Raw genomic sequence first — 11,422 nt, 5'->3', positions numbered from 1 at the left:
TTACTCCGCGGCCTGCCTGGAAGCCTGACGGCGCTCGGGCGCCGCATTTTCCAGGAACCAGTCGTAGGTGCGGCGCAGCCCCTCCTCCAGCGACACCTTCGGGCGCCAGCCGGTGGCGAACAGGCGCGACACGTCCATCAGCTTGCGCGGATGGCCGTCGGGCTTGCTCAAATCGTGGGTCAGCGTGCCGGTATAGCCGACGGTGTCGCGGATCGATGCCGCGAGGTCGGCGATGGCGATGTCGTCGCCGGGGCCGACATTGATGATCTCCCCGCTGTCGTAATGATCCATCAGATGCAGGCAGGCGTCCGCCATGTCGTCGACATAGAGGAACTCGCGCCGCGGCTTGCCGGTGCCCCACAGGGTGACGGTCGGATCGCCCGCAATCTTGGCGTCGTGGAAGCGGCGGATCATCCCCGGCAGCGCGTGCGAGGTCTCGGGGTCGAAATGATCGCCGGGGCCGTACAGGTTGGACGGCATGGCGCAGATGGCGTTGAAGCCATATTGGCGCCGATAGGCCTGGCACATGGTGATGCCGGCGATCTTGGCGACGGCGTAGGGCTTGTTGCTCGGCTCCATCGGGCCGGACAGCAGCGCCTCCTCCTTGATCGGCTGCTCGGCATGCTTCGGGTAGAGGCAGGAGGAGCCGAGGAACAGCAGCTTTTTCACGCCGGCGCGCCAGGCGGCATCGATGACGTTGTTCTGGATCAGCAGGTTGTCGCGGATGAAGTCGCCGCCGAAGCGGTCGTTGGCGAGGATGCCGCCCACCTTCGCCGCGGCCAGGATCACATGCTCGATCCCCTCGCGGTCGAAGAAGGCGCGCACCGCCGCCTGATCGGTCAGGTCGAGCTGCGATCGGTCGCGGATCACGAGGTCGGTGTGCCCAGCCTCGGTCAGCCGCCGCAGAACGGCGGATCCGACGAGTCCCCGGTGGCCGGCGACGAAGATACGGCTGTTGCGGTCCATGCGGGCCGTCTCCTTAAGGTCTTGTGCGAGCACTTGCCGCCGATTGCCCCCACCCCGACCCTCCCCCGCTGGGCGGGGGAGGGAGATTGGAGCTTTGTCGGCGCTCAGCGGCAGTCCCCTCCCCCGCCCAGCGGGGGAGGGTTAGGGTGGGGGTCTAACTCCCCCAAACGACGCCCTACTCCGCCGCCTGCCCCATGCGCCCCAGGTCCGCCCGCGCGCGCTCGGCATACCACTCGACCACGCCGGGCAGGCCGGCGGAGAGCGGGATGCGCGGGGTGAAGCCCAGCGCGGTCAGCTTGGCGATGTCGGGGCTGCGGCGGTCGGTGCCGCCCGGGGCGGCGGGACCCGGCATCACCTGGGCCTCGCGGCCGAGGCAGGCGACCGTCCGGCGGGCGAGGTCGGCGATGGTGACCTCCTCCGGGTTGCCGATGTGGTAGATGCCGAGATGCTCGCCCTTGTCGATCACCGTCACGATGCCGTCGATGGCGTCGTCGATGTGGACGAAGGCGCGGGTCTGACGGCCGTCGCCCTGGATCTTGAAGGGCACCGCCCCGCTCGGGTGGCCGGCGATCGCCTCCACCGCGCGACGGGAGAATTCCGGCACCACATGCTCCCAGCCCATGTCGGGGCCATAGACGTTGTGCGGGCGGAAGATCGCCACGCGGTCGAAGCCGCTGCGGCCCCAGTTCACGGCCAGCAGCTCCGAGATCAGCTTGGAGCCGCCGTAGCTGTAGCGGGCGTTCAGCACATCCGGCACCACCAGCGGCACCTCCTCCGGCGTCGGCACCAGCGGCGGGGTCTGGTAGGCCTCCGAGGAGGAGGCGACGACGAGGTCGCCCACGCCGTCGGCGCGGCAGGCGTCCAGCACGTTCAGCATGCCGCGCACGCCGACGTCCAGAACCACCTCCGGCTTCTCGTAGAAATGCTTGGTGCCGTTGACGGCGGCCAGATGCAGCACGCCGTCGACGCCGCGCACCGCATCGCGCACCGCGGCCGGGTCGCGGATATCGCCCTGGACGAATTCGACATCGTCCAGCACGCCGGCCAGCCGCCCGGTGTGCCCGCGCGAGTTGTCGTCCAGAACGCGGACGCGGTGGCCGTCACGGACCAGCCGGTGGACCAGGGCGGCGCCGATGAAGCCGCTGCCGCCGGTGACGAGATAGTGTTTCATGTCGGTCAAATTCCTCTTCTGGCCCGGATAACGTCAGGCCACATGCGCGTAACGGGCGGCGCCATGGCTGCCGAGAGCCACGTAGGCGGTGCCTTCCGGCAGGTCGACATCACGGCTGTTGAAGTTGTTCCAGAAGTCGTAGATCACGCCCGGCCGGTCCATCCGCTGGGCCAGGTCCGGCAGCGGCATCGAGGTGAAGACCGGGTGGTTGTTCAGAATGACCGCCAGATTGGCGCCGGAAACCGCCTCGGCCATGTTGGCCGCCGGCTCCAGCCCGAAGGAGCGGATGTCGTCCGGCCGCACCACCGCGTCGAAGCCGCGCAGGCGGGCGGTGGGGAAGCGCTGGCGCAGTTCCTCCAGCACCGGCTTTGCCATGGTGCCGCGCAGGTCGTCGGTCGCCGGCCGGCCCTTGAAGGCGAGGCCCATCAGGCTGATGGTCGGCACCTGCGGGAAGCCCTGCATCGAATTGGCGAGCTTGCCGAGGAAGTCGGCGACCTCGATCGGCTGGCTTTCGTTCACCAGGCGGCCGGCGGCGGTGATCGCCATCTCCACCCCGACCTCGCGCGCCGCCTCGATCAGGATGTGGGGGTCCTTCTCCAGGCAGGGGCCGCCGACCGGGCCGGGCAGCGGCAGGTTGGTGCGCGGATAACCCAGCTTGCCGGCGCGCGCCACCTCGACCGCCGAGATCTCCATGGCGTTGCACAGCTTGGCGATCTCGTTGGAGAAGGCGAAGGTGACGTCGCGGTAGGTGTTGTCGACCAGCTTGATCAGCTCCGCCGTCTCCAGGGTGGAGACCTTGACGGTGGTCGGCGTCAGGAAGCCGAAGATCTGCGCCGCGCGGGTGGCGACATCCATGCTCTCGGCCCCGACGATCTGCGGCAGCTGGTTCAGCTCCAGCAGCGCCTGGCCTTCCAGCGTGCGTTCCGGGCAGAAGGCGATGTCGAACTGCTTGCCGGTGGCGCGCAGGATCGGCGCCACGATGTTGCGGGTGGTGCCCAGCTTCACGGTGGAGCGCAGGATGACCAGATCGCCGTCATGCAGGCAGCTGGCGACCTGACGGGTCGCCGCCTCGATCATGTCGGTGCGGACCCGGCCGTCCTTGCTCAGCGGCGTGCCGACCGTGATGATGAAGACGCTCGCCTGGCTGCAATCGTCCTGGTTGCGGCTGAAGGTGAAGCGGCCGCGCGCGATGACGTGGCGCAGCTTTTCCGTCAGGCCCGGTTCGTGGAAGTGCGGGTTGCCCTGGCCGAGCTTGTCGAGCACGTCCTGCCGCACCTCGACCCCATGCACCTGGAAGCCGGCGTCCGCCATCGCCACCGCCAGCGTCAGGCCGACATAGCCGAGCCCGAGGACACAGACGTTACGATCGGAAAAAGTCTTGGGAAGCATCGTCGCTCCTGCCGTTTGCTGAGGCCCCGCCACCGGCGGCGGGTTGCCGAGAGTTTGGAGACGCCCCGACTGCCCAACCCTGTTGCCAAGGGTGCAGACGGAGAAACCTCGAAATTCGAAATTGTTTTATTGTTGTGACTTCGCCGTGACGATGAAGTACCCCGTTCCCGGCGTTGTGCAGCGCGAAGTGTTTCAGAAATCACCGTCCGATGAAAAGACTATGATTGCCGTTCACCGACGTATTAAGAGTACTAACCCTCGCCGCGGCCAAATGAATGCTTGGAGGGACCAACAGAGACGTTCGGAAGTGGTACAATAGGCGCAAGTCGTTACAGCTGCCGGCATGGATCTACCCGGCATTGCATAATTGAGGGTTGCATCCGACCGCCCTGCCACGACCCGCCCCCTCAGGCCGTGGCGCTGGTCAGACGGCGCAACCGTTTCAACTGCACCAGTCCCGTCAGCACGGCCATGGCCGCATAGACCGCGACCATCGCCACGCTGCCGACGACGAAATGCACCAGCGCCGGCATCCGGTCGAACAGCGGGGCGGCGAACTGGTCGAGCGCCAGTGCCGCGGCGACGGCGGCGCCGGCGCAAAGCAGCGCCTTCGCGGCGATCCCGCCATACAGCTCGCCGACCGTCTGCCGATGGATCCAGGCGATGGCGACCGTGGCGGCCAGTTCCGCGGTGAAGGTCGCCATCGCGGCCCCCTCGATGCCATAGCGCGGGATCCACCAGATGTTCAGACCGGCGTTCAGCGCGCCGCCCGACAGCATGGCGATCATGTAGCCGGTCTGCCGGTGCCAGACGAGCAGCGGATTGCCCAGGATCATGTTCGCGTAGACCACCGCCGATGCCAGCATCAGCAGCCGCAAGGCCAGCGTCGCCGGAGCATAGGCATCGCCGAACAGCGTGCCCAGGATGGACGGCGCCAGGGCGAAGCCGCCGGCGATGACCAGCCCGCCGACCGCCAGCATGACGGAGGCATAGGCCCGCATCCGGTCGCGCATCGGCCCCAGTTCGCCATAGGCCGCCGCCAGCTGCGGCAGGAAGGCGTTCATCACGATGTTGCCGACCAGATTGGCCAAGGTCTGGATCTTCACCGCCGCGCTGTACCAGCCGACCTCGGTGTGCGGGGCCAGGAAGCCCAGCATCACCACGTCCAGATGGGTGAAGATCGCCCAGGCGAAGACGCCGACGGCCATCGGCGTCGCCGCCGTCAGGATCTCGCGCCACACCTTCAGGTCGACCCTGGGGCGCAGCGTGCCGAAATCGCGGCGGAAACGGCCGATCATCACCAGCGCGTTGACGGTGATGGATCCGCCGGTGATGGCGGCCGCGGTGATGGCGTCCTCAGGCCCACGCACCAGCAGAAAGACGAGAAGCATCGATCCGATGGAGGTGCCGATCTCGCGCGTGGCGATCACCCCCATCTTCTCGGTCGCCTGGTAAACAAAGTCGAGCACCAGGGCGTTCCCAAGCAGCTGGACCGCCTGCACCAGAAGAACCGCCTTCACCTCCATCGGCTTATCCAAGGAGAGAATGAAAGCCGCATAGAGGGCGCCCACCACCACGGCAAGGACGGTGCGCAGGGTCAGCACATGCTCCGACAGCTCGGCCGCCTGCTCGCGGTCGCGGGCGATCTCGCGGATGGCGTAGGTGGACAGGCCCATGTTCACGAACAGCGCCGCATAGGCCATCAGCGAGGTGCCGAAGCCCAGCACGCCGAAACTGTCGGGCCCCAGCACCCGCGCGGTCCAGGCCGCGGTGACCAGGCCGCTCGCCATCGTCGCCGTCTTGGCGGCGGCAAGGGCGCGGATGTTCCGGAAGATGCGGTGTCCAGCCGACATTCATGGGCTCTTCAGTGGTTCAAAACGTCACGTTGCACGGCGCAAAAACTCTTCTCCCGCCCTTTCGGGGCGGGAGAAGCTGTCCTCAGTTCGCGTAATAGCGGCGGTAGCCGTGATAGCGGCCGCTGTCCGGGAACTCGTATTGGGCATGGCGGCGGGTATCGACCTGACTGAACAGGACGCCCACCACCTCGCCACCGGCTTCGATCACCTCCTTCAGGCCGGCCATCGCGGTTCCCCGCTTGGTCATGCCCCAGCGGACGATGAAGACGGTCTGGTCGGCGAGCGCCGCCAGCAGCTTGCCTTCCGACACCGCCAGCACCGGCGGCGAATCCAGCACGATGCGGTCGTAGTTGACCGACAGGCGCGACAGCAGCTGGTGCATGGCCGACGACCCCAGGGCATCCTGCGGCAGCGACGAGCCATGGCCGGCGACGATGACGTGCAGACCGGTGCGCGGATCGACCTGGATCACGTCCTCCAGCGCCGCGGTGCCGGCCAGCACCTCCGACAGGCCGCGGTTGTTGGACAGGCCCAGCATCTCGTGCAGGCTCTTCCGCCGCAGGTCGCAATCGACCAGGATCGTCCGCTGACCGGCGTTGGCGCAGGTGCGGGCGAAGGCCGCGGCGACGGAACTTTTGCCCTCGCCCGGAACCGAGGAGCTGAACAGGATCACCCGGTGCCGTCCGTCCGGATTGGCGAGCAGAAGCGAGGTGCGCAGGTTCTGCATCGATTCCGCAAAGGCGGAGATCGGCTTGTCGACCACATAGGCGGCCGGCGAGCCGCCGAAGCGCGGGATGCGCGGCACGATGCCCAGGCTGCGCACGCCGGTCGCCAGCTCGAACTGGTGCGGGCTGCGGAAACCGCCGTCGGCCCGTTCGCGCAGCATGGCCAGCAGCACGCCCAGCGTGCCCGACGCCACCAGCGCCAGCAGCAGGATCAGCTTGCGGTTGGGCTGCGACGGGTCGAGCGGGATCGACGCCTCCGACACCACGCGGGCGTCGGGCTGGCGCATGTCGGTCTGCGCCGCGATCTGCTGCGAGCGGGTCAACAGGGATTCGTACATCGCCTGGGCGGTGCTGGCGTCGCGTTCCAGCGTGCGCAGCCCGACGGTCGCCTGCTGCTGCTGGTTCTGCTTCGTCTCCGCCTGGTCCAGGCTGGCCTTCAGCGCCTGCTCGCGGCCCTTCGCCAGTTCGACCTCGTTGCTCAGGTTGGCGACGATCTTGCCGACGTCGGCCTTGATCTGGCCCTGCAGATCGCGCAGCTGGCTCTGCAGCGCCTGCAGCATCGGGTGCTTGGCACCGTAGCGGTTGGTGGCGTCGGCGATCTGCCTCTGCAGGTCGACCTCACGCTCGCGCAACGCCTGGATCAGCGGGGAGCCCAGCACGTCGCCGACCGCCGAGGCACCGCGCGCCGAATTCGCCATCGCGGTGACGTCGCGCAGCTTGGCTTCCGCCTCCTGCCGCTTGGTGCGGGCCAGGATATAGTCGGTGTTGAGCTGGCTCAGCTGCTGGCCGACAACCGTGCTCTCGTTGTTGGACGAGGTGGTCAGGCCATGCTCGGTGCGGTACTTCTCCACCGCGTCGCCGGTGGTCTGCGCCTCCTTGCGCAGGTCGGTCAGCCGTTCCTCCAACCACTGGGTGGCGCGCTTGGACGCCTTGAACTTCTCGTCGAGCTGGTCGACCAGATAGAGGTCGGCCATGGTGTTGGCGATCAGCGACGCCTTGCGCGGATCCTCGCTGTCGAAGCCGACGGCGATGACGTAGGAACGTCCCTGCGGCCGGACCGAGGTGTTGTCGAGCACCGCATTGACCACGGAGGTCATCTGGTTGCGCTCGATCTCATCCGGCGACAACGGCACGGTGCCGCCGTTCTTCCAGCTGTCGGGGATCCAGTTGCGCGGATTCAGCGCGGCAAGCCATCCGGGAGGCGGCGGACGCAGCGCCGAATTGAATTCCGGATCGTTCATCAGCTTCAGCTTCGCCACCACCTTTTCGGCGAAGGCCGGCGACTTCAGGATCGCGACCTCGCTCTGCAGCGCGCTGATGTCGGGGGTCATGTCGGACACCACGCCCTCGAAATTCAGGACGGTGTTCTTGCGGTGCTCGACCATGATCAGGGTTTCGGCGGTGTAGAGCGGCGTCATCCGGAAGGCGATCAGGGCCGCCAGCCCGGTGCCGAGCACGATCACCGTGCCGATCAGCAGCTTGTGCCGGCGCAGCAGGCCGGTTGTCCGGCGCACCGCACTGGCGGCGCTGGCCGACAGATCGTAAGAGATTCCGGGGGAGGCGGAACCGGAGCCCCGCCGAGACTCAGGGGTATTGCGTCGGGGTTGTTCCTGAAGTTCCTGGGTGGCCAAAGGGTCCTCCTCGCGTAACGACCAGAAGCGCGGCCATAGGACCGTCCGTTAGCCCGATCCTCCATTCCGGGCAGCGGCTGCTGTCCGGCGGGCAGGCTCGGCGGTTCGTCCGATTGGCTGAAACGCAGTGTTAGTCCAGCCGTTGCATCGGCCATCCAGTGCATGAGGCGAGCAATGGGCGCGCAGTGGGTAGCCTTCCTGACCCTGTTGCAGTGCAGTATGGACCGTCGATGCAGGACCGGGGATAATGGGGGTTACTCGAAAGGACAGGTTCCATGACGTTCGATCGCACCGGCTGGACCGCGGAAATCCCGGCACTTTTCCCGACTTTGGCGAAGCTGGATCCGGATCAGGCGGCTCATTTCGCCAACGCCGGCCGGCGGGTGAACGTTCCGCGCGGAACCGTCCTGTTCCGCGCCGGCGACCGTTGTCACACCTTCCTGATGGTTCTCGACGGCGCGGTGCGGGTGCAGATGGCATCGGAAACCGGGCGCGAGATCGTGCTGTACCGCGTCGGCCGCGGCGAGACCTGCATCGTCACCACCTCCTGCCTGTTGACCGACAAGCCCTACAGCGCCGAGGCGGTCGCCGAGACCGACATCGACGCGGTGGCGCTGGCGGCCGGCCCCTTCCACGATCTGGTTGCGCGCTCCGCCGCCTTCCGCGACTTCGTCTTCGCGTCCTTCGGCAACCGGCTGACCGGCATGATGATGCTGATCGAGGAGGTCGCCTTCGGCCGCGTCGACCTGCGGCTAGCCCGTTTCCTGGCCGACCGCCGCGACGCGACCGGCGGGCTGGACATCACCCATCAGGCACTTGCGGTGGAACTGGGCACCGCGCGCGAGGTGGTGAGCCGCCAGTTGAAGGAGTTCGAGCGCCGCGGTTTCGTATCCCTGTCGCGCGGCCGCATCCAGGTGCTCGACCCCGCGGCCCTGCAGGACCTGGCGGAGGAGCGGTGAGATCTATTGCATGGAAAAATGTATTGTATACGTATTTTGTGCTTAACAGCATATGAGAAACAGGATAGGATTACCCATCCTTTTGGACGGGGGACGAGTCATGCCGCACCGTCACGATACCGCCGCCGTCTGTGTGATCCGACAAATCCGCGACCACAGCCGTGAATGCCACAATCTGCCCGCCCGCGAAGTGCTTCTGCGGGTTGAACGGCGCATGATTGAACTTCTTGAAGACGGGCCGGAGTCATCGGTATCCGGCTCTTGGCAGGACCACGCTGCGGTCTCTCCAATGTGATTCCGTCACAGACGGAATAGCGGCCCAGGCGTAGTTGTGTGGGCGAAAACATCCACACATGACAGGTGCCGCCATGAATTGCCGCAACATGGGCCCGGTTGATCGCGCGCTGCGCGCCATCGTCGGGCTGATCCTGATTTCGCTGACCGTCGTCGGGCCGCAGACCCTGTGGGGGCTGGTCGGACTGGTGCCGCTGCTGACCGCCGTCGTCGGCATGTGCCCGGCCTACACGCTGCTGGGCATCAAGACCTGCCGGACGGAAGACCGCACCGCCTGACCGGTGCGGCGACCGGACATGCGAACGGCCCGCTCCCTTCCGGGGCGGGCCGTTCGCGTTTCCTGACCAAGAACCTCGGCCGAAGCCGCGAATCTTCAGGCGCGCGGGGCGTGCTTGTTCAGGATGCGCTGCAGGGTGCGGCGGTGCATCTTCAGACGGCGCGCGGTCTCGGAGACGTTGCGGTCGCACTGTTCGAAGACGCGCTGGATGTGTTCCCAGCGGACGCGGTCGGCCGACATCGGGTTTTCCGGCGGCTGCGGCAGCGGCCGGCCATCGGCCAGCAGCGCCGATTCCACCGCGTCGGCATCGGCCGGCTTCGGCAGGTAATCGACGGCGCCAGCCTTCACCGCGGCCACGGCGGTGGCGATGTTGCCATAGCCGGTCAGCATGACGACGCGGGCGTCGGGGCGGGCGTCGCGCAGGGCCGACACCACGTCCAGCCCGTTGCCGTCGCCCAGCCGCAGGTCGACCACCGCGAAGGCGGGGGCGGATTCCTGCGCCACCTCGATGCCGAGCTGGACGCAGTCGACCGCGACGACGTTGAAGCCGCGCTTTTCCATGGCGCGGGCAAGCCGCGTGCGGAAGGGGGCGTCGTCGTCGACGATCAGGAGGCTGCGGGTGACGTCGCCAGTGAATGTCAGTTTGACGGCATCGCCCGACAGCAGGTCATCGGTTGTTTTGAGGGTGTCCACCGTAAAACCTCATTTCTTGGCGTTGATGGTCTTCCAGCGCACGGAAATCCGCGCACCCGTTCCGCCCTGGTTGGCATGCCCGCCGGCGGTCTGGTCGGCGGGCGGAGTGCCGGCCGGCGGATTGTTGGTGTAGCGCACGGTCGCGCCGGTCTTTTCCAGCAGCGTCTGCGCAATGAAGATGCCGAGCCCCATATGCCCGCCGCCCGTCTGCCCCTTCGGGCCGGAGCGTTCGCCGCGCACCGACAGGTACGGCTCGCCGATGCGGCCCAGCAGATGGGGCGGGAAGCCCGGACCGTCGTCCATCACCGTGATGGTGACGCCGCGCCCGTCCCAGGCGGCGGCGACCGTCACCTTGTGGCGGGCGAACTGGTGGGCGTTCTGGATGAAGTTGCCGATGCCGTGGATGATCTCCGGGCTGCGGCGCAGGAAGGGCTCCTCCGCCTCGCCGACCGGATGCGGTTCCACGACGAAGTCGATGTGGCCGAGACGGTGCGGAGCGGCGGCGGCCTCGATCAGCGTGGTCAGCGGCAGCCGTTCGAACGGATCGCCGCCGTCGGCCTCGGGCTTGCGCGCCAGATCGGCCAGGATCTCGCGGCAGCGCATCACCTGGCTCTGCAGAAGCTCGACATCCTCGCCATAGGGGCTGTCGGGCGGCAGGTCGCGCGCCAGTTCCTTCGCCACCACGGCGATGGTGCCGAGCGGCGAGCCCAGCTCATGCGCGGCGGCGGCGGCAAGCGCACCCAGCGCGCCGAGGCGCTGTTCGCGGGCGAGCGCCACCTGCGAGGCGGCGAGCGCGTCGGCGAAGCGCCGCGCCTCGGCGGCGACGCGGAAGACATAGCCGGCGATGAAGACCGCCGACACCGACAGCGACAGCCAGACGCCGAAGGCATAGAGCGGCGCCATCGAGCGCACCGGCTCCTCCCACGGCAGCGGAAAGTGCCAGAGGGCGAGCGCGGTCAGGCAGATCAGGTTCAGCCCGGTCAGCAGCACCGTGCTGTAACGCGACAGGATGGCCGCACCGACGGTCATCGGCGCCAGCAGCAGGATGGCGAAGGGGTTGCTCAACCCGCCGGTCAGATAGAGCAGCAGCGTCAGCTGCAGCATGTCGTAGCTGAGATACAGCGCGGCATCGCGGTCGGCCAGCCGCAGCCGGCCGCCGCGCTGGGCCATCGCCACCACGTTCAGCAGGGCGGACGCGCTGATGGCGGCCAGCACCGGCCCCAGCGGCAGCGGAAAGCCCAGGCCGAGATTGACGAAGGTCACCGCGGCGAGCTGTCCCAGCACCGCGACCCAGCGGATCAGGATCAGCGTGCGCAACGTGATGCGGCCGTCGGGCTGCGCCCATTGCGGCGGCGGAGCGGCCGGGATCGGCGCGGTCAGCGCGCTGGCCATCATCACCATGATCCTTGTCCCCGGCCTGCATGCATCTGGATCGTATGCCCCTGGCGGTTGCGGCTGACG

General features: G+C 67.6%; 9 protein-coding genes. 2 read left to right on the top strand and 7 right to left on the bottom strand.

The genetic code is table 11. The features are described from left to right. The 5 genes from FZ938_RS25305 to FZ938_RS25285 form a co-directional block, all read right to left on the bottom strand. Positions 1-966: a GDP-L-fucose synthase family protein gene (locus FZ938_RS25305; protein WP_149201171.1), complete on the bottom strand. Its 966-nt coding sequence runs from the start codon at positions 964-966 to the stop codon at positions 1-3. A 175-nt stretch (positions 967-1,141) separates the two neighbouring features. Beyond that, on the bottom strand, positions 1,142-2,137 hold the full coding sequence (locus tag FZ938_RS25300; RefSeq protein ID WP_149201170.1) for an NAD-dependent epimerase/dehydratase family protein: 996 nt from the start codon (positions 2,135-2,137) through the stop codon (positions 1,142-1,144). 33 nt (positions 2,138-2,170) lie between these two features. Next, positions 2,171-3,526 carry a nucleotide sugar dehydrogenase gene (locus FZ938_RS25295; protein ID WP_149201169.1) on the bottom strand — a complete coding sequence of 452 codons (1,356 nt, stop codon included), beginning with the start codon at positions 3,524-3,526 and terminating at the stop codon, positions 2,171-2,173. A gap of 407 nt (positions 3,527-3,933) precedes the next feature. Next, on the bottom strand, positions 3,934-5,379 hold the full coding sequence (locus FZ938_RS25290) for a flippase (protein WP_149201168.1): 1,446 nt from the start codon (positions 5,377-5,379) through the stop codon (positions 3,934-3,936). Between the two features lie 85 nt (positions 5,380-5,464). Next, a complete protein-coding gene (locus tag FZ938_RS25285; protein WP_246457301.1) occupies positions 5,465-7,621 on the bottom strand; it encodes a GumC family protein in 2,157 nt (718 codons plus the stop codon). 392 nt (positions 7,622-8,013) lie between these two features. Between FZ938_RS25285 and FZ938_RS25280 the strand changes: the two genes are divergently transcribed. Further along, entirely contained in the window at positions 8,014-8,697 is a 684-nt protein-coding gene (locus FZ938_RS25280; RefSeq protein ID WP_149201166.1) for a Crp/Fnr family transcriptional regulator, read from the top strand. 383 nt (positions 8,698-9,080) lie between these two features. Then, the gene (locus tag FZ938_RS25275; RefSeq protein WP_246457300.1) at positions 9,081-9,269 is read left to right on the top strand and encodes a YgaP family membrane protein; all 189 of its coding nucleotides are present in this window, start codon (positions 9,081-9,083) and stop codon (positions 9,267-9,269) included. 95 nt (positions 9,270-9,364) lie between these two features. Here the strand turns inward: FZ938_RS25275 and FZ938_RS25270 are convergent, their stop codons facing one another. Then, entirely contained in the window at positions 9,365-9,961 is a 597-nt protein-coding gene (locus FZ938_RS25270) for an ActR/PrrA/RegA family redox response regulator transcription factor (RefSeq protein WP_014189610.1), read from the bottom strand. Positions 9,962-9,970: 9 nt separating this feature from the next. Beyond that, the gene (locus FZ938_RS25265) at positions 9,971-11,356 is read right to left on the bottom strand and encodes an ActS/PrrB/RegB family redox-sensitive histidine kinase (RefSeq protein ID WP_246799102.1); all 1,386 of its coding nucleotides are present in this window, start codon (positions 11,354-11,356) and stop codon (positions 9,971-9,973) included. Positions 11,357-11,422: the final 66 nt, after the last annotated feature.

It is taken from the genome of Azospirillum oryzae, assembly GCF_008364795.1.
Classification (GTDB): Bacteria; Pseudomonadota; Alphaproteobacteria; order Azospirillales; family Azospirillaceae; genus Azospirillum; species Azospirillum oryzae.
Note: the sequence above shows the minus strand (reverse complement) of the source record. Positions and strands in the feature narration are given on the sequence as shown.

Bases quoted from the DNA above. Each gene is read 5' to 3' on its own strand.
- FZ938_RS25305 (WP_149201171.1), bottom strand. From the start codon at position 966: ATGGACCGCAACAGCCGTATCTTCGTCGCCGGCCACCGGGGACTCGTC.
- FZ938_RS25300 (WP_149201170.1), bottom strand. From the start codon at position 2,137: ATGAAACACTATCTCGTCACCGGCGGCAGCGGCTTCATCGGCGCCGCC.
- FZ938_RS25295 (WP_149201169.1), bottom strand. From the start codon at position 3,526: ATGCTTCCCAAGACTTTTTCCGATCGTAACGTCTGTGTCCTCGGGCTC.
- FZ938_RS25290 (WP_149201168.1), bottom strand. From the start codon at position 5,379: ATGTCGGCTGGACACCGCATCTTCCGGAACATCCGCGCCCTTGCCGCC.
- FZ938_RS25280 (WP_149201166.1), top strand. From the start codon at position 8,014: ATGACGTTCGATCGCACCGGCTGGACCGCGGAAATCCCGGCACTTTTC.
- FZ938_RS25275 (WP_246457300.1), top strand. From the start codon at position 9,081: ATGGGCCCGGTTGATCGCGCGCTGCGCGCCATCGTCGGGCTGATCCTG.
- FZ938_RS25265 (WP_246799102.1), bottom strand. From the start codon at position 11,356: ATGATGGCCAGCGCGCTGACCGCGCCGATCCCGGCCGCTCCGCCGCCG.